The organism is Serratia sp. M24T3 (assembly GCF_000257645.1).
Classification (GTDB): Bacteria; Pseudomonadota; Gammaproteobacteria; order Enterobacterales; family Enterobacteriaceae; genus Rouxiella.
In genome coordinates this window covers 96,148-118,596 of record NZ_AJHJ01000001.1, presented here as the reverse complement: position 1 = coordinate 118,596, position 22,449 = coordinate 96,148, and the positions used below count along the sequence as shown (strand labels likewise).

Sequence of the window (22,449 nt, the reverse complement as noted above, 5' to 3'; positions counted from 1 at the left end):
GAGCAATCTCACACAAATTATTATTTGAAAATGTTTTCCCTCATAAAAAGAGAATAATCAATTTCAAAAATACGTTAATACTGTGAGCTATTCTGCTGTAGAATTCCCGGCTTAATTTGGCCCGGCAATTTTAGTCATGTCTTTTCAGGCGCTGAAAGCTGCGGCAGGAAGGGCTGTCATGCGGTATGAAGCATTTTTAACGGCACGACAAGTGTCGGGGACTATTAAGCAATATGCAAAGTCCGTGGTTTTAAGAAATGAGAGATCGATAGCAGAAGAATATAAATAGATAAATAATGTCCAAATTGTTTTCTTTTTGAGCATTATTATTATTTAAATGAAATTTCCTCAACTAATCATGACGTTATTTTTTAATCCCTCTGGTTAAAAACACAGTTCACCGGTTTTTGCTCAACTTATTGCCTGTAAATATTCAGAAACCTTGGCCTCTCTGGCTTGACAAGGTTTTAAAACCATCCGTAAACTCCTTCAAGTGGGAATTTGTGGTGTAAAGTGGTGAAAAGGGTCATTGAGGGGTAGCTCAGGTATGTTCCGTGGGGCAACGATGGTTAACCTCGACAGCAAAGGGCGGCTTGCCGTACCCACCCGATATCGGGATTTGCTGAGCGAAGAGTCGCAAGGTCAGATGGTTTGCACCATCGATCTCCATCACCCATGCCTGCTCCTTTACACCCTGCCTGAGTGGGAAGTTATTGAACAAAAATTGTCCCGTCTGTCGAGCATGAATCCGGTAGAACGCCGCATACAGCGTTTATTACTGGGTCATGCAAGTGAATGTCAGATGGATAACGCCGGGCGCCTGCTTATCGCAAACACATTGCGGCAGCACGCCGGGCTGGCCAAAGAAGTGATGCTGGTTGGGCAATTCAACAAGTTTGAATTGTGGGATGAACAGACCTGGTATCAACAAGTTAAGGAAGACATTGACGCTGAACAATCGTCTCGCGAACCACTTTCCGAGAGATTACAGGACTTGTCATTATAAGCATGCTTGAAAATTACAAACACACATCCGTGTTATTGGATGAAGCCGTAAACGGGCTGAATATTCGCCCAGACGGTATTTACATCGATGGAACCTTTGGTCGCGGCGGTCATTCGCGACTGATTTTGTCACAGCTGGGGCCGGAAGGGCGACTGCTGGCAATCGATCGCGATCCACAGGCGATCGAAGCTGCCAAAGCGATTGATGATCCACGTTTCTCAATTGTCCATGGCCCGTTTTCCGACCTTGCACAATATGTTCATGAACGCGAATTAGCAGGCAAGATCGACGGAGTATTGCTGGATTTGGGCGTCTCCTCGCCGCAGTTGGACGATCCAGAGCGCGGTTTCTCTTTTATGCGCGATGGACCATTGGATATGCGCATGGACCCGAGCCGCGGTTATTCAGCTGCTGAATGGCTAATGAAAGCCGAAGCCGACGATATTGCCTGGGTTTTGAAGACTTTCGGCGAAGAACGTTTTGCCAAACGCATTGCCCGCGCCATTGTTGACCGCAATCGCGAACAGCCAATGACCCGCACCAAGGAGCTGGCCGACCTGATTGCCAATGCGTCACCGTTTCGTGAGAAGCACAAGCATCCGGCAACGCGCAGCTTCCAGGCAATCCGTATTTATATCAACAGCGAACTCGAAGAGATCGAGCGCGCGCTGGACGGAGCACATGAAGTTTTAGCACCGGATGGCCGTTTGTCAGTGATCAGCTTCCATTCGCTGGAAGACCGAATTGTGAAACGATTTATTCGCCAGCACAGCCGTGGGCCGCAGGTGCCAGCGGGTATCCCGATGACTGAAGCTCAGCTACAAAGCCTTGGTGGTCGGACCCTCAAATCTTTGGGCAAGATGATGCCTTCTGAGGCTGAGGTGGCTGAAAACCCTAGAGCACGTAGCTCAGTACTGCGTTTTGCCGCGAGGACCGCGTAATGATAGGCAACGAGCGTCATGGTTTGGTGGGAGTTATTTTTGGCGACATCCTGCGCCACGGAAAAATTCCCATGATCTTGCTGATCTCCAGTTTGGTCAGTGCCATGGCAGTCGTTACCGTATCGCATAAAACGCGATTACTGACAGCCCAGAGGGAACAACTGGTGCTTGAGAAAGATGCGCTGGATATTGAATGGCGCAACCTGATCCTTGAAGAGAACGCCCTCGGCGATCACAGCCGGGTAGAACGTATCGCGACCGAAAAATTGCAAATGCAACACGTTGACCCCTCACAGGAAACCATCGTAGTGCAGCAATAAATTAATTCGGCAATAAGGCTTAAGGCAATTTGCTCATGGAGATGACAAGCGACAGATGAAAGCGACCGGTGCCGCAAAGTTTAAGCGTCAGGAAGATAAAGCCAGCTTTATAAGCTGGCGTTTTGCGTTGCTGTGTGGCGGTATTCTTCTGGCACTGGCCGGACTGTTATCGCGCGTTGCCTATCTCCAGGTGATCAACCCCGGCAAACTGGTGAGAGAGGGCGATATGCGCTCTCTTCGCGTACAAACCATTCCAACCTCGCGTGGCATGATCAGTGACCGCTCGGGCCGTCCGCTGGCGGTGAGCGTTCCTGTTAACGCTATCTGGGCCGACCCGAAAGAAGTTAACGAGCACGGCGGCATTACTGGCGACAGCCGCTGGAAAGCGCTGGCCGATGCTCTGAACACCCCCATCGACCAACTGACCTCAAAAGTGAATGCCAATCCGAGTGGCCGCTTTGTCTATCTGGCGCGCCAGGTGAATCCAGCGATTGGCGAATACATCGGCAAGCTCAAACTTCCGGGTATTTTCCTGCGCCAGGAATCCCGTCGCTACTATCCCGCCGGTCAGGTTACATCGCACGTTATTGGCGTGACTAACATTGATGGCGAAGGCATTGAGGGCGTCGAGAAAAGTTTTGATCGCTGGCTAACGGGTAAAGCGGGCGAGCGAACCGTGCGTAAAGACCGCCATGGTCGCGTGATTGAAGATATCTCTTCGGTAGACAGTCAGGCCGCGCACAACCTGATGCTCAGCATTGATGAACGTTTGCAGGCGCTGGTTTATCGTGAACTGAACAATGCCGTGGCTTTCAACAAAGCCGAATCAGGCACGGCGGTATTGGTCGATGTGCAGACCGGTGAAGTGCTGGCAATGGCCAACAGCCCGTCCTATAACCCGAATAATATGGCTGATACGCCAAAAGACACCATGCGTAACCGCGCTATTACCGACATCTTCGAGCCGGGTTCAACGGTTAAACCGATGGTGGTAATGACTGCGCTGAAACAGGGTGTCGTCAAGGAAAATAGCGTATTAAATACGATGCCCTACCGCATTAATGGCCATGAAATCAAGGACGTGGCCAGATATCCGGAGCTTTCGGTCACGGGTATCCTCCAGAAGTCGAGTAACGTTGGTGTTTCCAGACTGGCGTTAGCGATGCCGTCCTCAGAGCTAGTAGACACTTACTCGCGCTTTGGGCTGGGTAAACCCACCAATTTGGGACTGGTTGGGGAAAGCAGTGGCTTATATCCAAAAAAACAACGGTGGTCTGACATAGAGAGGGCCACCTTCTCTTTCGGCTACGGGCTGATGGTGACACCTCTCCAGCTAGCGCGAGTCTATGCAACGATTGGCAGCATGGGCATTGCCCGTCCGCTGTCGATTACCAAAGTTGATCCGCCGGTTTCCGGCGAACGCGTATTTCCTGAACCTCTGGTGCGTACCGTGGTTCGAATGATGGAAAGTGTTGCCCTTCCTGGAGGCGGCGGTGTGAAAGCCGCAATCAAGGGCTATCGCATTGCCATCAAAACCGGTACTGCCAAGAAAGTCGGACCGGACGGTAAATACGTGAATAAATACATTGCTTACACGGCGGGCGTCGCGCCAGCCAGTAATCCGCGTTTTGCGCTGGTGGTAGTGATTAACGATCCTCAGGGCGGAAAATACTACGGGGGTGCGGTTTCTGCACCAGTATTCGGCGCCATTATGGGCGGCGTATTGCGCACGATGAATATCGAGCCGGATGCCTTACCGACGGACGTAGGCAATGACATAGTCAATAATCAAAAAGAGGCTTCAGGTGACAGATCGTAATTTACGCGACCTCCTGGCTCCGTGGGTGAGTGATGCCCCGCAAACGGTGCTCAAAGACATGGCTCTCGACAGTCGCATTGCGGCTGCCGGTGATCTGTTTGTCGCGATTTCAGGCCATACCAGTGATGGCCGTCACTATATTCCTCAGGCTATTGCGCAAGGTGTAAGTGCGGTAGTAGCAGAAGCGCAAGGGCAGGCCGAACACGGCTCTATCAGCGTGAAGCACGGCGTGCCCGTGATTTATCTGCAAAATTTAAACCTGCTGTTGTCCGAGATTGCCGGTCGTTTTTACCAGCAGCCGGGTGCCGCATTGCGTCTGGTCGGTGTAACCGGCACTAACGGTAAAACCACCACCACCCAGCTGTTGGCGCAGTGGTCGCAGATGCTGGGCGAAACCAGCGCGGTAATGGGAACAGTAGGCAATGGTTTACTCAATCATGTGGTTCCGGCGGAAAACACTACCGGTTCTGCAGTTCAGGTCCAGCAAATCCTGCGTGATTTAGTGCAGCAGGGCGCGACCTTCGCTGCGATGGAAGTTTCTTCACACGGCCTGGTGCAGCACCGCGTTGCCGCTTTGCCATTTGCTGCGGCTGCGTTCACTAACCTGAGCCGCGATCATCTGGATTACCACGGTGATATGCAAAATTATGAAGAAGCGAAATGGCAGCTGTTCTCGACTCATAATAGTGAGCAAAAGATTATTAATGCTGATGACACCGTCGGGCAACGTTGGCTGGCACAATTGCCCGACGCCGTTGCGGTCAGCATGGAAAATAAACTGCCAGCAGGCTGGAAGGGTCGCTGGTTATCGGCCAGCAGCGTGAATTATCACGATAAAGGTGCCACCGTCGAGCTGGATTCCAGCTGGGGCAAAGGCATTCTTGAAAGCCGCCTGATGGGCGCGTTCAATGTCAGCAATCTACTGGTTGCGCTCGGTACGCTGCTGTCTCTGGGATATTCCTTTGACGAGCTACTGCAAACCGCGCCGCAGTTGCAGCCGGTTTGTGGCCGTATGGAAGTGTTCCATGCGCCAGGCCGTCCAACCGTGGTGGTCGATTATGCTCACACCCCTGACGCGTTGGAAAAAGCGCTGGCGGCGGCTCGCCTGCACTGTACCGGCCAGCTTTGGTGTGTGTTTGGTTGTGGCGGCGATCGCGACAAGGGTAAACGTCCGTTGATGGGCGGCATTGCCGAGCAGTACGCCGATCGCGTGGTCATCACCGACGACAACCCGCGCAGCGAAGATCCTCGCGCTATCATCAATGACATTCTTTCCGGCTTGCTGGATGCTGGCCGCGCGCTGGCTGTCTCTGGCAGAGCCGAAGCCGTGACCAGCGCAATAATGCAGGCGGGTGAAAACGACGTCGTGCTGATAGCCGGTAAAGGCCATGAAGACTACCAATTGGTCGGCAATCAACGATTCGATTATTCGGATCGCGTCACTGCCGCTCGTTTGCTGGGGGTGGTCGCATGATCCCGGTTTCCCTGCAAAAACTCACCGAAGTATTGGCCGCCGAGCTGATTGGCAACGACACGCAAATTGAAGCGGTCACCACCGATACGCGCCAGATTACGCCGGGCTGTCTGTTTATCGCCCTGCAAGGCGAAAAATTTGATGCCCACGACTTTGCCGCCGATGCCCTTAAATCCGGGGCTGCCGCGCTGATTGTCAGCAAGCGTCTTGCCTTGGATGCCCCGCAGCTAGTGGTGGCCGATACGCGCATTGCCCTGGGGAAACTCGGTGCCTGGGTTCGCCGGCAGGTGCCTGCTCGCGTGGTTGCACTGACGGGTTCTTCCGGTAAAACCTCGGTGAAAGAGATGACGGCGGCGATCCTTCGCCAATGCGGCAATGTACTCTACACCGCGGGCAACTTTAATAATGATATTGGCGTGCCGTTGACCCTGCTGCGACTGACCCCGGAATACGATTTCGCCGTGGTCGAGCTGGGGGCTAATCATCAGGGCGAAATTGCCTATACCACCGATCTTACTCGTCCGCAGACCGCGCTGGTGAATAACCTGTCTGCGGCACATCTCGAAGGCTTTGGATCACTGGCTGGCGTGGCAAAAGCCAAGGGTGAAATTTTTGAAGGACTGCCAGCCGACGGTGTCGCAATCCTCAACGCCGACAATAATGACTGGCCGCACTGGCAGGCGCATATCGGTAATAAAACCGTGTGGCGTTTCTCTCCGGAACAGGCTGACGGTGTCGATTTCTACGCCAGCAATGTGCAGGTTGGGGCAGAAAAAACCACCTTTACGCTGCATTCTCCGGCCGGAAAAATTGATATCAGTCTGCCATTGCCAGGTCGTCACAATGTGGCGAATGCATTGGCCGCCGCGGCTCTGGCATTGTCTGTGGATGCCACGCTCGAAGCAATCCGCGAAGGTTTGGCCACGTTGCAGGCGGTGAAAGGTCGTTTGTATCCGATAGCACTGGCGGAAGGCAAAATTTTGCTCGACGACAGCTACAACGCCAATGTGGGGTCGATGACCGCCGCTGCGCAAACTCTGGCAGAAATGCCGGGTTATACCGTGATGGCGCTGGGCGACATGGCAGAGCTGGGCGATGAAAGCGAGGCTTGCCATCGTCAGGTCGGCGAAGCTATCCGCATTGCCGGTATCGATAAAGTATTAACCGTCGGTCATGACAGTCGCGCAATTAGCGATGCCAGTGGCTGCGGAGAACACCTTCAGGATAAAGCGGCTGTAACTGCCCGTTTGGCCAGCTTGTTATCTGAACACGCGGTAATTACCGTTTTAATTAAAGGTTCACGTAGTGCCGCGATGGAGCAGGTAGTACGGGCGTTACAGGAGAATGCAACATGTTAGTTTGGCTGGCCGAGCACTTGGTCAAATATTATTCCGGCTTTAACGTCTTTTCGTATCTGACGTTTCGCGCCATTGTCAGCCTGCTGACGGCTCTGTTCATTTCGCTTTGGATGGGGCCGCGTCTGATTACCTATTTGCAAAAATTGCAGATAGGCCAGGTCGTGCGTCATGACGGCCCGGAGTCACATTTTAGTAAGCGCGGCACGCCTACCATGGGTGGAGTGCTGATCCTGTTCTCAATTACCGTTTCGGTGCTGATGTGGGCTTATCCATCAAACCCTTACGTCTGGTGCGTGCTGTTCGTGCTGGTAGGTTACGGCGTGGTTGGCTTTGTCGATGACTATCGCAAAGTGGTGCGCAAAGATACCAAAGGCCTGATTGCTCGCTGGAAATACTTCTGGCAGTCGGTGATTGCCCTGGTGGTTGCCTTCGTGATGTACACCGTGGGCAAAGACACGCCAGCCACTGAGCTGGTGGTGCCGTTCTTCAAAGACATCATGCCGCAGCTGGGACTGCTGTACATCCTGTTGAGCTATTTCGTGATTGTCGGTACCAGCAACGCGGTGAATCTCACCGACGGTCTGGACGGGCTGGCGATTATGCCAACAGTGTTCGTAGCGGCTGGCTTTGCACTGGTAGCGTGGGCGACTGGCAACATGAACTTCGCCAACTATCTGCATATTCCTTATCTGCGCCATGCGGGCGAGCTGGTCATTGTCTGTACGGCAATTGTCGGTGCAGGCCTCGGGTTCTTGTGGTTTAACACCTATCCTGCGCAGGTATTCATGGGTGACGTCGGTTCGCTGGCGCTGGGCGGAGCACTGGGCACCATCGCCGTACTGTTGCGTCAGGAGTTCTTGTTACTGATTATGGGCGGCGTGTTCGTGGTTGAAACGCTGTCGGTTATTTTGCAGGTAGGGTCCTTTAAGCTGCGCGGCCAGCGTATTTTCCGTATGGCGCCAATTCATCACCACTATGAGCTTAAAGGCTGGCCGGAACCTCGCGTGATTGTGCGTTTCTGGATTATTTCGCTGATGCTGGTGCTGATTGGCCTGGCGACGCTGAAGGTGCGCTAATTATGACTGACTATCAGGGTAAAAAAGTGGTCATCATCGGGCTGGGGCTTACCGGCCTTTCCTGTGTTGATTTCTTTGTATCACGGGGCGTCACGCCGCGTGTTATCGATACCCGTGTCAGTCCGCCGGGACTCGACAAGCTGTCGGCCAATATCGAGCGCCATTTAGGCTCTTTGAATGAAGACTGGCTGATGGAGGCGGATTTGATCGTCGCGAGTCCGGGTATGGCGCTTGCCACGCCTGCTCTGAGCGCAGCGTCCGAAGCCGGTGTGGAAATTGTCGGCGATATCGAGCTGTTCTGCCGTGAAGTGACCGTGCCGATTGTGGCGATCACGGGTTCCAACGGCAAAAGCACCGTCACCAGTCTGGTGGGGGAAATGGGCAAGGCAGCAGGATGGCAGGTCGGCGTAGGCGGCAATATTGGTTTACCGGTGCTGAGCATGCTTGGTCATGACTATCAACTGTTCGTGCTCGAGCTGTCCAGCTTCCAGCTGGAAACCACCCACAGTCTGCACGCGGCGGCAGCGACTATTTTAAATGTCACCGAAGACCACATGGACCGTTACCCGTTTGGCCTGCAGCAGTACCGCGCGGCGAAACTTAAAGTTTATGAAAACGCCAAACTGTGCGTGGTAAACGCCGATGACGCGCTGACCATGCCGATCCGCGGTGCAGATAAGCGCTGCGTGAGCTTTGGCGCTGATGTCGGTGATTATCATCTTACGCGCCAGCAAAGCGAAATTTGGCTGCGAGTGCGTGGCGAACGGATCTTTAATACCGCCGAGATGCCGCTGACGGGTCGACATAACTATACCAATGCGCTGGCAGCGCTGGCTTTGGCCGATGCGGTGGGTATTCCTCAGGCATCCAGCCTCAAGGCGTTGTCCACCTTCACCGGTCTGGCTCACCGTTTTCAGGTTGCGCTGGTACACAACGGCGTGCGCTGGATTAACGATTCAAAAGCCACCAACGTCGGCAGCACCGAGGCGGCTTTAAACGGCTTGCAGGTTGAAGGCACGCTGCATTTACTGCTGGGTGGGGACGGCAAGTCTGCGGATTTCACCCCGCTGTTGCCCTATCTGAGCGGTGACAAGATTCGCCTGTACTGCTTTGGTCATGATGGCGGCGAGCTGGCTGATTTACGTCCCGAGATATCTTCACTGTTCGAGACAATGGAGCAGGCAATGCGAGATATCGCCGGCAAAGTGCAATCCGGGGATTTGGTGTTGCTATCGCCAGCCTGCGCCAGTCTGGATCAGTTCAAAAACTTTGAACAGCGTGGCGACGTATTTACCGCTCTAGCTAAGGAGCTTGGCTGATGCGTATTCGACTTCCTGGATTTGGCCTGCTTCGAGGATTTGGCAATAAAGCCAACGACTGGGTGATGGGCGCCAAAGAGAACGAAAGCCTGACACTGGTTCTCTATGACCGCACGCTGATGTGGATGACTTTTGGGCTGGCAATTATCGGCTTCGTCATGGTGACCTCGGCCTCCATGCCAATCGGCCAGCGTCTGGCAAACGATCCGTTTATGTTTGCCAAGCGTGATGCAATCTATCTGGTGCTGGCCTTTATTATTGGTCTGATTACCCTGCGTATCCCGATGATGGTATGGCAGAAATACAGCAACGTTCTGCTGTTTGCCTCAATCATCATGCTGGTTATCGTGCTGGGCGTGGGGAGCTCGATCAACGGTGCATCGCGCTGGATATCCCTGGGGCCGTTGCGTATTCAGCCGGCCGAGTTCTCCAAGCTTTCGCTGTTTTGCTATCTCGCCAGCTATCTGGTGCGTAAGGTTGATGAGGTACGAAGCAACTTCTGGGGCTTCTGCAAACCGATGGGCGTGATGGTGGTGCTGGCCGTATTGCTGCTGTTACAGCCGGACCTCGGTACCGTAATCGTGCTGTTCGTAACCACGCTGGCGATGCTGTTTTTAGCCGGTGCCAAGCTGTGGCAGTTTCTGGCGATTATCGGTTCTGGACTGTTCGCGGTTTCACTGTTGGTTGTCACTGAACCTTATCGTATGCGCCGCGTAACATCGTTCTGGAACCCATGGGCCGATCCGTTCGGCAGCGGCTACCAGTTAACGCAGTCTTTAATGGCATTTGGTCGTGGCGAGTTTTGGGGGCAAGGCCTTGGAAATTCAGTACAAAAACTCGAATATTTGCCTGAAGCACACACCGACTTTATCTTCTCCATTTTAGGTGAAGAACTCGGCTATTTCGGTGTGGTTTTAGTGCTGTTAATGGTATTCTTCGTCGCTTTTCGCGCCATGTCCATTGGCCGTCGCGCGCTGGAGATTGACCAGCGTTTTTCCGGCTTTCTGGCCTGCTCAATCGGCGTATGGATAAGCTTCCAGGCTCTGGTAAACGTGGGTGCTGCAGCGGGGATGTTACCGACCAAAGGTCTGACATTGCCGCTGATAAGCTACGGTGGTTCAAGTTTGCTGATTATGTCGACCGCGTTAACGCTGTTGCTACGAATAGATTATGAAACGCGGATGGCGAAAGCGCAGGCGTTTGTAAGGAGTGCCCGATGAGTGGCAAGACCAAGCGTTTGATGGTGATGGCAGGCGGTACCGGTGGTCATGTTTTTCCCGGACTGGCAGTGGCTCATCATTTAATAGCGCAAGGCTGGGAAGTTCGCTGGTTAGGCACTGCCGACCGCATGGAAGCTGACCTGGTTCCAAAACACGGAATTGAAATAGATTTCATTAAAATTGCCGGATTGCGTGGGAAAGGTCTGAAAGCGCAACTTACGGCCCCGATTCGCATATATCATGCGTGGCGGCAGGCGAAGGCTATCATGCGTCGCTTCAAGCCTGATGTGGTACTGGGGATGGGCGGATATGTTTCAGGTCCTGGCGGTTTGGCCGCCTGGTCATGCGGTATTCCGGTAGTTTTACATGAACAAAATGGTATTGCCGGACTGACCAACCGCTGGCTGTCACGCATTGCCAAGACGGTATTGCAGGCGTTTCCCGGTGCGTTCCCGAACGCGGCAGTCGTGGGGAATCCGGTGCGTACCGATGTGCTGGCGTTACCGTTGCCCGATGAACGTTTTGCCGGTCGTGAAGGTCAAATCAGAATTCTAGTGGTTGGCGGCAGCCAGGGCGCGCGGGTTTTAAATCAGGCGATGCCAAAAATTGCCGCCATCCTGGGCGATCGCGTGACTATCTGGCATCAGGTCGGTAAAGGCGCGCTGGAGCAGGTAAATGAGGCGTATCAACAGGCCGGTCAAACGCAGCATAAAGTGACCGAGTTTATAGATGACATGGCGCAAGCCTACGCCTGGGCCGATGTGGTGGTGTGCCGTTCCGGTGCGTTGACCGTCAGCGAAATTGCCGCCGCAGGTTTACCGGCCATTTTTGTGCCCTTCCAGCACAAGGATCGCCAGCAGTATTGGAACGCGTTGCCGCTTGAAAAAGCCGGTGCCGCAAAGATTATCGAGCAAAAAGATTTTAACGCCGGTGCTGTTGCAGACCTTCTGGCCGGTTGGGATCGTCAGAGTCTGTTAGAGATGGCCCGTAACGCTCGCGCGGCGGCTATCCCGGATGCGACCGAACGCGTTGCCGCTGAAGTGGTAGCGGCAAGTAATAAATGAAAACAGTGAGTGACGGCAGCATGAACGCCGTCAGTCCGATTAACAAAGGTTTATGAGAAACGTGAATACACAACAATTGGCGAAACTGCGTACCTTCGTGCCCGAGATGCATCGCGTCCGGCACATACACTTTGTTGGCATCGGTGGTGCCGGCATGGGTGGTATCGCCGAAGTGTTGGCCAATGAAGGCTACCAGATTAGTGGGTCAGACCTGGCTCCGAATCCGGTAACGCAGCAATTGTCCGCTCTTGGGGCAACGATTTACTTTAATCACCGTCCTGAAAACGTGCTGGACGCCAGCGTTGTGGTGGTCTCAACCGCCATTTCTGCCGACAACCCGGAGCTTATCGCAGCACGAGAAGCGCGTATTCCGGTTATTCGCCGCGCCGAGATGCTGGCCGAACTGATGCGTTTCCGTCACGGGATTGCAGTGGCTGGTACGCACGGTAAAACCACGACTACCGCGATGGTGACCAGTATTTACGCCGAGGCTGGACTGGATCCGACTTTCGTTAACGGCGGCCTGGTTAAAGCAGCAGGCACGCACGCGCGTCTTGGTTCCAGCAGATTCCTGATTGCCGAAGCAGATGAAAGCGATGCGTCTTTCCTGCATTTACAGCCGATGGTGGCGATTGTAACCAACATCGAAGCGGATCACATGGACACTTATCAGGGTGACTTTGAGATCCTCAAGCAGACATTTATTAACTTCCTGCACAATTTGCCGTTCTACGGCCGTGCGGTGATGTGTATCGATGATCCGGTTATCCGCGAGTTGCTGCCGCGCGTAGGTCGCCACGTAACGACTTACGGCTTCAGCGAAGATGCCGACGTGTTTATTGAAGATTACCGTCAGGTCGGTTCTCAAGGACACTTTACCGTGCGCCGCCAGGACAAGACCCCGATGGACGTGATGCTTAATGCACCGGGTCGTCACAATGCGCTGAACGCGGCTGCGGCGATTGCCGTGGCTACCGACGAAGATATCAGCGACGACGCGATCCTGACCGCGCTGGCTGGTTTCCAGGGTACTGGACGCCGCTTTGACTTCCTGGGCGAATATCCGCTGGACAATGTTAACGGCAAAAGCGGCAGCGCAATGCTGGTTGATGACTACGGCCACCATCCGACCGAAGTTGACGCGACTATCAAAGCCGCGCGTGCCGGTTGGGAAGACAGGCGTCTGGTGATGGTGTTCCAGCCGCACCGTTATACGCGTACTCGTGATTTATACGACGATTTCGCCAATGTGCTGTCACAGGTAGATTTGCTGGTGATGCTAGACGTTTATCCGGCAGGTGAAGCGCCAATTCCGGGCGCAGACAGCCGTTCGCTGTGTCGCACCATCCGTGCGCGCGGCAAGCTTGACCCGATTCTGGTTTCTGATATTGACGCCGTGCCGGGCATTTTGGCACCCATCCTCGACGCCAACGACCTGATCCTGGTTCAGGGTGCCGGCAATATCGGCAAGGTCGCTCGCAAACTGGCCGACCAAAAGTTGCAGGCGGCCAAGAAGGGAGATGAGCACTATGTCTAATGCCAATACTAAAGTCGCCGTGCTGTTTGGCGGTTCTTCAGCCGAACGCGAAGTTTCATTGCAGTCAGGTGCAGCGGTGCTGGCCGGCCTGCGTGAATCAGGTATTGATGCTCACGCCCTCGATACCAAAACGTTTGCCGTCACTCGTCTTAAAGATGAAGGGTACGGCAAGGTGTTTATCGCGCTGCACGGCCGCGGTGGAGAAGACGGCACGCTTCAGGGCGTTCTTGAGCATCTCGACCTGCCCTATACCGGCAGTGGCGTGATGGCTTCGGCGCTGACCATGGATAAATTTCGCACCAAGCTGGTGTGGGAAGCGCTGGGACTGCCGGTTTCACCGTTTGTCGCATTAAACAAAAAAGATCTGGCAGCGGCAGGGCAGGGCGCTTTGAGCGAGAAGATTACCGCACTGGGTCTTCCGTTGATAGTCAAGCCAAGCCGTGAAGGTTCCAGCGTTGGTATGAGTAAGGTCAATGCGCCGGAAGAATTGCTGCCTGCGCTGGAAGAAGCATTTCTTCACGACGACGACCTGCTGATCGAAAAATGGTTAAGCGGCCCTGAATATACCGTAGCGATTGTGGGCGACCAGGTGATGCCGTCTATTCGCATCCAGCCAGCCGGTATTTTTTATGATTATCAGGCGAAATATATTTCCGACGAGACGCAATATTTTTGCCCGAGCGGCCTCGATGCTCAGCAGGAACAAGAGTTGGCAGACTTGGCTTTACAGGCCTACCGCGCGCTGGATTGCAGCGGCTGGGGGCGTGTTGATGTCATGCAGGACAGCGAAGGCAACTTCAATTTGCTTGAAGTTAATACATCACCCGGCATGACCAGCCACAGTTTGGTGCCGATGGCGGCCAAACAGGCGGGACTGAGTTTCCCGCAGCTGGTAGCCCGCATTCTGGAGCTCGCTGACTGATATGTCTCAAGCTGCCCTAAATGCACGAGAGCGTGCGACGAAGGCTGATAGCCAAAGCCAAAGTCAAGGCCGCCGCAGTAACGGTGGACAGCTGGCGGGAATGTTCTTCCTGCTGCTGGTATTGGCAACTATCGGCTGGAGTGCCTGGGCGGTGCTGAGCTGGATGGACGATGCCAAGCGTCTTCCGCTGTCTGAACTGGTAGTGACTGGCGATCGCCATTACACCACCAACGACGATATCCGGCAGTCTATATTGTCGCTGGGCGAGCCTGGCACCTTTATGACTCAGGACGTGAACATTATTCAGCAGCAGATAGAACGTCTGCCGTGGATTAAACAGGTCAGCGTGCGCAAGCAGTGGCCGAACGAATTGAAGATACATCTGGTGGAGTATGTGCCAGTGGCGCACTGGAATGATTTGCACATGGTTGATGTCGACGGCAAATCGTTCAGCATTCCGGCCGAGCGCGTAGCCAAACAGAAAATGCCGCTGTTGTATGGCCCGGAAGGCAGTGAACAGGATGTTTTGCAAGGTTATCAGACCATGAGCCAACAGCTGGCGTCAGCGTCTTCTGTAGGGAAGTTCGCGGTCAAGTCAGTCTCAATGACGGCACGTCACTCATGGCAGATTACGCTGGATGACGATATCCGCATTGATTTGGGGCGTGACGATCGCAACGGACGTTTGCAGCGTTTTATCGAGCTTTATCCTCGTCTGCAACAGCAGGCGGACGCCGATAAGAAACGCATCAGTTATGTTGATTTACGTTATGAAAGCGGTGCCTCGGTAGGTTGGGCTCCAGCGTTTATCGACCCGGCTGGCAGTGATGGACAAAAAGACGGTCAGCAAAACAACAGAAATCAGAATCAGGTACAGGCTAAACAACAATGATCAAGTCGACGGACAGAAAACTGGTAGTTGGGCTGGAGATCGGTACAGCAAAAGTCGCTGCACTGGTAGGGGAAGTTCTGCCCGATGGCATGGTCAACATTATCGGAGTGGGAAGCTGCCCGTCCAGAGGCATGGACAAGGGTGGAGTAAACGACCTCGAATCAGTCGTGAAATGCGTTCAGCGCGCGATTGATCAGGCCGAATTGATGGCAGATTGCCAAATTTCCTCTGTTTACCTTGCTTTGTCTGGTAAACATATCAGTTGTCAGAATGAAATAGGGATGGTTCCTATTTCGGAAGAGGAAGTTACGCAGGAAGATGTAGAGAACGTGGTTCATACCGCCAAATCGGTACGCGTACGCGACGAACACCGCGTTCTGCACGTTATTCCTCAGGAATACGCCATCGATTATCAGGAAGGCATCAAGAATCCGGTCGGACTTTCTGGCGTGCGCATGCAGGCTAAAGTTCATCTGATTACCTGTCATAACGACATGGCCAAAAATATCGTCAAAGCGGTTGAACGCTGTGGTCTGAAGGTTGACCAGCTGATATTTGCCGGTTTGGCTGCAAGTTATGCAGTACTGACTGAAGACGAACGTGAGCTAGGCGTTTGTGTCGTAGATATCGGCGGCGGTACCATGGATATAGCCGTTTATACTGGCGGCGCACTGCGTCATACTAAGGTTATCCCGTATGCGGGTAACGTGGTCACCAGTGATATCGCTTATGCCTTCGGTACGCCGCCAACTGATGCCGAAGCAATTAAAGTTCGTCACGGTTGTGCTCTGGGTTCGATCGTAGGCAAAGACGAAAATGTCGAAGTGCCAAGCGTAGGTGGACGCCCACCGCGCAGCCTGCAGCGTCAGACGCTTGCAGAGGTAATCGAACCGCGTTACACGGAGTTGTTGAATCTGGTCAATGACGAGATTCTGCAATTGCAGGAACAGTTACGCCAACAGGGCGTAAAACACCATCTGGCCGCCGGTATTGTATTAACCGGTGGTGCAGCACAAATCGATGGTCTGGCAGCTTGTGCACAAAGGGTATTCCATACCCAAGTGCGAATTGGTCAACCTTTGAACATTACCGGGCTGACAGACTATGCGCAGGAACCTTACTACTCAACCGCTGTAGGGCTACTGCACTATGGTAAAGAGTCTCACCTCAGCGGTGAGGCAGAAGTGGAAAAACGCGCCTCAGTGGGCAATTGGTTCAAAAGAATCAATAGTTGGCTGAGAAAAGAGTTTTAATGTTTCAACAACGGGATCATAGTGAAGTGTATTGGTGATCCCGAAGCGACAGGCACAAAACGGAGAGAAACTATGTTTGAACCTATGGAACTGACCAACGACGCGGTGATTAAAGTCATCGGCGTCGGCGGTGGCGGTGGCAACGCTGTCGAGCACATGGTGCGTGAGCGCATCGAAGGTGTTGAATTCTTTGCCGTTAATACCGACGCTCAGGCGTTGCGTAAGACGGCAGTAGGCCAGACAATCCAGATTGGTAGCGGTATTACCAAAGGTCTGGGTGCTGGTGCGAACCCGGAAGTGGGTCGCAATTCTGCTGAAGAAGACCGTGAAGCCCTGCGAGTTGCACTCGAAGGCGCCGATATGGTGTTCATCGCGGCAGGTATGGGTGGCGGTACCGGTACTGGTGCAGCGCCTGTGGTTGCTGAAGTTGCAAAAGATTTAGGTATTCTGACCGTAGCGGTAGTGACTAAGCCTTTCAACTTTGAAGGCAAGAAGCGTATGGCGTTTGCGGAGCAGGGTATTGCCGAGCTTTCAAAGCACGTTGACTCATTGATCACTATCCCGAACGACAAGTTACTTAAAGTTCTGGGTCGCGGTATTTCTCTGCTCGACGCTTTCGGTGCGGCCAACGACGTGCTTAAAGGCGCAGTTCAGGGTATTGCCGAGCTGATCACCCGTCCAGGCCTGATGAACGTCGACTTTGCCGACGTGCGCACCGTGATGTCCGAAATGGGCTACGCGATGATGGGTTCTGGTGTGGCCTGTGGTGAAGATCGCGCTGAAGAAGCCGCCGAAATGGCGATCTCCAGCCCGCTGCTGGAAGATATCGACCTGTCTGGCGCGCGCGGCGTGCTGGTCAACATTACCGCTGGCTTCGACCTGCGTCTGGATGAGTTTGAAACCGTGGGTAACACTATCCGTGCTTTCGCCTCTGATAATGCAACGGTCGTTATCGGTACTTCCCTTGACCCGGAAATGAACGACGAATTGCGTGTTACTGTGGTAGCAACAGGTATTGGTATGGACAAACGTCCTGAAATCACTCTGGTGACCAATAAACCTGCCAGCCAGCCAGTAATGGATCACCGTTACCAGCAGCACGGCATGTCGCCGCTGCCGCAGGAAAACAAGCCAGCTGCCAAAGTGGTTAACGATCCAGGTACGCAATCAAACAAAGAGCCAGACTATCTGGACATTCCGGCGTTCCTGCGCAAGCAGGCGGACTAAGTTAAACGAATTGTCCTAAAGTTGGGATCTCCGCTCTTTGTGCTATACTGTCTCGCCGGTCTTAAGGTAAACTTAAGCCGGTTGGATGGATAACATTGCGAGATAAAAACGATGATCAAACAACGTACATTAAAACGTATCGTTCAGGCGACGGGTGTCGGTTTACATACCGGTAAGAAAGTGACCCTGACCTTGCGACCAGCACCGGCTAACACCGGGGTCATCTATCGTCGCACTGACTTGAATCCACCGGTTGATTTTCCGGCAGATGCAAAATCCGTGCGTGATACCATGCTCTGTACTTGCCTGGTTAATGAGCATGACGTGCGTATTTCTACGGTTGAACACCTTAATGCGGCACTTGCAGGTCTTGGCATCGATAATATTATTATCGAAGTTAATGCGCCTGAGATTCCGATTATGGATGGCAGCGCCGCGCCTTTCGTCTATCTGTTGATGGACGCAGGCATTGAACTCCTGAATAGCGCGAAGAAATTCCTGCGCATCAAAGAAACCGTGCGTGTTGAAGATGGTGATAAGTGGGCCGAAATGAGACCTTACAACGGTTTCCATTTGGACTGGACTATCGACTTCAACCACCCGGCTATCGAAGGTGACGCCAAGCGTTTTCAGTTAGAGTTCTCGGCAGAGTCCTTTGTTCGCCAGATCAGCAGAGCCCGAACCTTCGGATTTGTACGTGATATCGAATATTTGCAGTCACGTGGATTGTGCCTGGGTGGCAGCTTTGATTGCGCGATTGTTGTTGATGATTACCGCGTGCTTAACGAAGACGGTCTGCGTTTTGAAGATGAATTCGTTCGTCACAAAATGCTGGACGGCATCGGTGACTTGTTCATGTGCGGCCACAATATTATTGGTGCAGTTTGTACCTTTAAGTCAGGTCACGCGTTGAACAATAAGTTACTGCAAGCGGTATTGGCCAAGCAGGAAGCCTGGGAATATGTAACCTTCCAGGATGAAGCTGAAGTGCCAGTGGCATTTAGAGCCCCATCTACCGTATTCGCTTAATCGGTATCGATATTACTTATTACGACTGGTTGTCTTGGCACCCTCTCCGGCCATTTCAGCCAGTCGTTCTAATGCCTTTCTAAGTTTCTCAGGGCTACGGCTCGCCAACTGTCGTAATTCTTCTGCGCTTTGTTTACTCAGTTGCCTTACTTGCGGCAAGGGTCCTTTTGATATTCCCGTTTTTTCATATTCTCGAGCAGAATTTTCATTTTTCTGTGCAATGCTTTCCACTTTCGCCATCAACGATGGATTAATCCTGATGTCGATTGAAGACAATGATGGTAGTATTTGCGCTCGAAGTGCAGAGAGAAGCGCCGGTTGTTCATAACGTAACCGCATCATCCAACTGGCATTTGCTATCTCTAGCACCAATACACCCTGGCGATAATTACCCACCCGGCACCACGGTTGCATTTGGGTCGGTAGCAGACTTTTGACAGCGCGATTGAGCTTGAGTAATGCGGCCGCACGTTGTTGAACTACGCGCAGAGGGCTTTGCCCGGCAGCGGTAGCGTCATCGAACAGGATATCTAATAATTGTGGGCGGCTGTTACGCATTGACGAGCTCCGGCGGATTGTAAAACTTGTGATTGGTATTCTAAATCGTTGGCGACAATTTGGCAGAAGGTATTTTTGGCCGCATCTCCTATTGGGGATGGTCGCGGCTAGCCTTGGCGTGTCGACGAATCTTTCACAAACTGAGTTGGCCAGTGTAACCAATACCTCGCCAAGTCTAAACCGTTTAAATATCGGCAACCGCGGGCTGACCAATTTGGCATGGCTGCAGGGTAATCGTCGTGCCTCGTTAGGCGTCGACTATTGGCAGCAGCATGCGCTACGCACCGTCATTCGTCATCTTTCTTTTGCACTCGCCCCACAGGTTGTTACCTATAATGTTGTGACGCACACCGCCGTTTCAGCCGATGCTGAACCGCTGCACGTGCAACAACTCGCCTTGCTGGTTACGCTTAACTCGCTGCTGACCCATGAGGCAAAACCTCCCGTTATTATCCGTGGTACTCAGCAAACGCTGCTCACGGCCTCCAATCAATACCAACCTGGATTGTGGATCGCACAAGTTCTGGGTACGCGCGCCGGTCCAAAACTCTCTCTTGTTTGATTGTCATTCCTGAAGTGATCTCTGCCGTTTTTTATTGCGCCAGTAAGTAAGTCATAAGCCTATTAACTGCGCCGGCAAGACCCAAAGTTTCAACATAAATAGTAGCCGCCGAGAGTGGCTTAACGAGAAATCAAGAATTATGTTCAGCAAAATTTTGACCAAAGTATTTGGTAGCCGTAACGATCGTACTCTGCGCCGTATGCGCAAAGTGGTTGACCAGGTTAACCGCCTCGAGCCTGAAATCAAGGCACTCAGCGACGAACAACTGCGTGCTAAAACTGACGAATTCCGTGCACGCCTTGCCAAGGGCGAAGAGCTCGAATCTTTAATCCCGGAAGCTTTTGCAGTGGTTCGAGAATCGAGCGATCGTGTGTTCGGCATGCGTCACTTCGACGTGCAGCTGCTCGGTGGTATGGTACTGAACGAACGCTGTATCGCAGAAATGCGTACAGGTGAAGGTAAAACGCTGACCGCAACCCTGCCAGCCTACTTGAATGCGCTGAGCGGCAAGGGTGTTCACGTTGTTACCGTCAACGACTATCTGGCGCAACGTGACGCCGAAAATAACCGCCCGCTGTTTGAATTTCTTGGCCTGACCGTAGGTATCAACCTGCCAAACATGCCAGCACCGGCCAAGCGTGAAGCGTACGCTGCGGACATCACTTACGGCACCAACAACGAATACGGCTTTGACTATCTGCGTGACAACATGGCGTTCAGCATTGAAGAACGCGTGCAGCGTCAATTGCACTACGCGCTGGTGGATGAGGTCGACTCAATCTTAATCGATGAAGCCCGTACTCCGCTGATCATCTCCGGTCCGGCCGAAGATAGCTCAGAGATGTATATTCGCGTAGACAAACTGATCCCTAAACTGATCCGTCAGGAAAAAGAAGACTCCGACTCCTTCCAGGGCGAAGGCCACTTTTCTGTGGACGAAAAAGCACGTCAAGTTCACCTGACTGAACGCGGTCTGATCCTGATTGAAGAGTTGCTGGCTGAAGCAGGCATCATGGAAGAGGGCGAGTCGCTCTATTCCCCAGGCAACATCATGCTGATGCACCATGTGACCGCCGCGCTGCGTGCCCACGTGCTGTTCACCCGTGACGTTGACTACATCGTGAAAGACGGCGAAGTCATCATTGTTGATGAACACACTGGCCGTACCATGCAGGGCCGCCGTTGGTCAGACGGCCTGCATCAGGCCGTTGAAGCCAAAGAGCACGTTGATATTCAAAACGAAAACCAGACACTGGCGTCCATCACTTTCCAGAACTACTTCCGCCTGTACGAAAAACTGGCCGGTATGACGGGTACTGCTGACACCGAAGCGTTTGAATTCAGCACCATCTACAAGCTTGATACCATCGTGGTGCCAACCAACCGCCCAATGCAGCGTAAAGATTTGCCAGACCTGGTCTACATGACCGAAATGGAAAAAATTGGCGCTATCATTGAAGATATCAAAGTTCGCAGCGCCAACGGCCAGCCAATTCTGGTCGGTACCGCGTCGATTGAGAAGTCTGAAGTGGTTTCTCACGAGCTGACCAAGGCCGGTATCGAACACAGCGTTCTAAACGCCAAGTTCCACGCTAAAGAAGCAGATATCGTTGCGCAGGCCGGTCAGCCTAGCCGCGTGACCATTGCTACCAACATGGCCGGTCGCGGTACTGATATCGTGCTGGGTGGTAGCTGGCAGGTTGAAATCGAAAATCTGGGTGAAGATGCAACGGCAGAGCAAATCGCCAGCATCAAAGAAGCCTGGAACATCCGTCACGAAGCGGTTCTGGTTTCCGGCGGTTTACACATCATTGGTACCGAGCGCCACGAATCGCGTCGTATCGATAACCAGCTGCGCGGCCGTGCGGGGCGTCAGGGCGATGCCGGTTCATCCCGCTTCTACCTGTCTATGGAAGACCAGCTGATGCGTATCTTCGCATCCGATCGCGTTGCCAACATGATGCGTAAACTGGGTATGAAACCGGGCGAAGCTATCGAGCACCCGTGGGTGACCAAGGCTATTGCCAACGCACAGCGTAAAGTTGAAAGCCGTAACTATGACATTCGTAAACAACTGCTTGAGTACGATGATGTAGCCAACGACCAGCGTCGCGCAATTTACTCGCAGCGTAACGAACTACTGGACGTTAGCGACGTGAGCGAAACCATCGCCAGCATCCGTGAAGACGTGTTCAAAAGCACTATCGACAGCTGCATTCCACCACAGTCTCTGGAAGAAATGTGGGATGTTGAAGGCCTGCAAGAGCGCCTGAAGAACGACTTCGAACTGGAGATGCCTATCAAGGAATGGCTGGATAAAGAGCCTGAACTTCATGAAGAGACTCTGCGCGAGCGTATTTTGCAAATCGCCAAAGATTCTTACTCCAGCAAAGAAGAAGTGGTTGGCATCGACATGATGCGCAACTTCGAGAAAGGTGTGATGCTACAGACCCTCGATTCCCTGTGGAAAGAGCATCTTGCAGCGATGGACTACCTGCGTCAGGGTATCCATCTGCGTGGCTATGCGCAGAAGGATCCTAAGCAAGAGTACAAGCGTGAATCCTTCGCAATGTTTGCATCAATGCTTGAATCACTGAAATATGAAGTGGTTAGCGTATTGAGCAAGGTTCAGGTGCGTATGCCTGAAGAAGTTGAGGCCATGGAAGAGCACCGCCGTGAAGAAGCCGAGCGTCTGGCACAGCAGCAACAGCTGAGCCACGTTGCCTCTCTCGAAGAGGAACTGTCGCCAACCGCAGGCAGCCCGGCGGCCGCTGATCGCAAAGTGAGCCGTAACGATCCTTGCCCATGCGGTTCAGGTAAGAAATACAAACAGTGCCACGGCCGTCTGCAGAGCTAATTGCTCTTGGCAGCA

The 22,449-nt window shown here is 53.1% G+C and carries 19 protein-coding genes; 18 read left to right on the top strand and 1 reads right to left on the bottom strand.

The window, feature by feature from the left end:
• Positions 1 to 547: 547 nt before the first annotated feature.
• The 16 genes from mraZ (at position 548) to lpxC (ending at position 18,457) form a co-directional block, all read left to right on the top strand.
• The gene (mraZ, locus tag SPM24T3_RS00450) at positions 548 to 1,006 is read left to right on the top strand and encodes a division/cell wall cluster transcriptional repressor MraZ (RefSeq protein WP_009634702.1); all 459 of its coding nucleotides are present in this window, start codon (positions 548 to 550) and stop codon (positions 1,004 to 1,006) included.
• A 2-nt stretch (positions 1,007 to 1,008) separates the two neighbouring features.
• Complete coding sequence (gene rsmH / locus SPM24T3_RS00445) at positions 1,009 to 1,947, top strand: 16S rRNA (cytosine(1402)-N(4))-methyltransferase RsmH (protein WP_009634701.1); 939 nt, start codon at positions 1,009 to 1,011, stop codon at positions 1,945 to 1,947.
• A complete protein-coding gene (gene ftsL, locus SPM24T3_RS00440) occupies positions 1,947 to 2,267 on the top strand; it encodes a cell division protein FtsL (RefSeq protein ID WP_009634700.1) in 321 nt (106 codons plus the stop codon). The genes rsmH and ftsL overlap by 1 nt, the downstream gene beginning before the upstream one ends.
• A 55-nt stretch (positions 2,268 to 2,322) precedes the next feature.
• Positions 2,323 to 4,086 carry a peptidoglycan glycosyltransferase FtsI gene (locus SPM24T3_RS00435; protein WP_009634699.1) on the top strand — a complete coding sequence of 588 codons (1,764 nt, stop codon included), beginning with the start codon at positions 2,323 to 2,325 and terminating at the stop codon, positions 4,084 to 4,086.
• On the top strand, positions 4,073 to 5,560 hold the full coding sequence (gene murE, locus SPM24T3_RS00430; protein WP_009634698.1) for a UDP-N-acetylmuramoyl-L-alanyl-D-glutamate--2,6-diaminopimelate ligase: 1,488 nt from the start codon (positions 4,073 to 4,075) through the stop codon (positions 5,558 to 5,560). Before SPM24T3_RS00435 ends, murE begins: the two co-directional genes overlap by 14 nt.
• A complete protein-coding gene (gene murF / locus SPM24T3_RS00425) occupies positions 5,557 to 6,918 on the top strand; it encodes a UDP-N-acetylmuramoyl-tripeptide--D-alanyl-D-alanine ligase (protein WP_009634697.1) in 1,362 nt (453 codons plus the stop codon). Before murE ends, murF begins: the two co-directional genes overlap by 4 nt.
• Positions 6,912 to 7,994 carry a phospho-N-acetylmuramoyl-pentapeptide-transferase gene (gene mraY / locus SPM24T3_RS00420; protein WP_009634696.1) on the top strand — a complete coding sequence of 361 codons (1,083 nt, stop codon included), beginning with the start codon at positions 6,912 to 6,914 and terminating at the stop codon, positions 7,992 to 7,994. The genes murF and mraY overlap by 7 nt, the downstream gene beginning before the upstream one ends.
• A gap of 2 nt (positions 7,995 to 7,996) precedes the next feature.
• A complete protein-coding gene (gene murD / locus SPM24T3_RS00415; RefSeq protein WP_009634695.1) occupies positions 7,997 to 9,313 on the top strand; it encodes a UDP-N-acetylmuramoyl-L-alanine--D-glutamate ligase in 1,317 nt (438 codons plus the stop codon).
• 65 nt (positions 9,314 to 9,378) lie between these two features.
• Positions 9,379 to 10,533 (top strand): cell division protein FtsW, encoded by a 1,155-nt coding sequence (gene ftsW, locus SPM24T3_RS00410; protein ID WP_369699975.1) that lies wholly within the window; start codon positions 9,379 to 9,381, stop codon positions 10,531 to 10,533.
• Complete coding sequence (gene murG, locus SPM24T3_RS00405; protein WP_009634693.1) at positions 10,530 to 11,597, top strand: undecaprenyldiphospho-muramoylpentapeptide beta-N-acetylglucosaminyltransferase; 1,068 nt, start codon at positions 10,530 to 10,532, stop codon at positions 11,595 to 11,597. Before ftsW ends, murG begins: the two co-directional genes overlap by 4 nt.
• A 61-nt stretch (positions 11,598 to 11,658) precedes the next feature.
• The gene (gene murC, locus SPM24T3_RS00400; protein WP_009634691.1) at positions 11,659 to 13,134 is read left to right on the top strand and encodes a UDP-N-acetylmuramate--L-alanine ligase; all 1,476 of its coding nucleotides are present in this window, start codon (positions 11,659 to 11,661) and stop codon (positions 13,132 to 13,134) included.
• Positions 13,127 to 14,056 carry a D-alanine--D-alanine ligase gene (locus SPM24T3_RS00395; protein WP_009634690.1) on the top strand — a complete coding sequence of 310 codons (930 nt, stop codon included), beginning with the start codon at positions 13,127 to 13,129 and terminating at the stop codon, positions 14,054 to 14,056. The genes murC and SPM24T3_RS00395 overlap by 8 nt, the downstream gene beginning before the upstream one ends.
• Before the next feature lies 1 nt (position 14,057).
• On the top strand, positions 14,058 to 14,948 hold the full coding sequence (gene ftsQ / locus SPM24T3_RS00390; RefSeq protein WP_009634689.1) for a cell division protein FtsQ: 891 nt from the start codon (positions 14,058 to 14,060) through the stop codon (positions 14,946 to 14,948).
• The gene (gene ftsA / locus SPM24T3_RS00385) at positions 14,945 to 16,201 is read left to right on the top strand and encodes a cell division protein FtsA (protein WP_009634688.1); all 1,257 of its coding nucleotides are present in this window, start codon (positions 14,945 to 14,947) and stop codon (positions 16,199 to 16,201) included. The genes ftsQ and ftsA overlap by 4 nt, the downstream gene beginning before the upstream one ends.
• A gap of 72 nt (positions 16,202 to 16,273) precedes the next feature.
• Positions 16,274 to 17,428 (top strand): cell division protein FtsZ, encoded by a 1,155-nt coding sequence (ftsZ, locus tag SPM24T3_RS00380; RefSeq protein ID WP_009634687.1) that lies wholly within the window; start codon positions 16,274 to 16,276, stop codon positions 17,426 to 17,428.
• Between the two features lie 111 nt (positions 17,429 to 17,539).
• The gene (lpxC, locus tag SPM24T3_RS00375; RefSeq protein ID WP_009634686.1) at positions 17,540 to 18,457 is read left to right on the top strand and encodes a UDP-3-O-acyl-N-acetylglucosamine deacetylase; all 918 of its coding nucleotides are present in this window, start codon (positions 17,540 to 17,542) and stop codon (positions 18,455 to 18,457) included.
• 12 nt (positions 18,458 to 18,469) lie between these two features.
• On the opposite strand, the gene SPM24T3_RS00370 is transcribed toward lpxC, so the two are convergent.
• A complete protein-coding gene (locus tag SPM24T3_RS00370) occupies positions 18,470 to 19,015 on the bottom strand; it encodes a DUF721 domain-containing protein (RefSeq protein ID WP_009634685.1) in 546 nt (181 codons plus the stop codon).
• A gap of 28 nt (positions 19,016 to 19,043) precedes the next feature.
• On the opposite strand from SPM24T3_RS00370, the gene secM reads away from it, so the two are divergent.
• Both secM and secA read left to right on the top strand, forming a co-directional pair.
• Positions 19,044 to 19,577 (top strand): secA translation cis-regulator SecM, encoded by a 534-nt coding sequence (gene secM / locus SPM24T3_RS00365; protein WP_037377278.1) that lies wholly within the window; start codon positions 19,044 to 19,046, stop codon positions 19,575 to 19,577.
• A gap of 139 nt (positions 19,578 to 19,716) precedes the next feature.
• The gene (secA, locus tag SPM24T3_RS00360) at positions 19,717 to 22,434 is read left to right on the top strand and encodes a preprotein translocase subunit SecA (RefSeq protein ID WP_009634683.1); all 2,718 of its coding nucleotides are present in this window, start codon (positions 19,717 to 19,719) and stop codon (positions 22,432 to 22,434) included.
• The last annotated feature ends 15 nt before the right edge of the window (positions 22,435 to 22,449 follow it).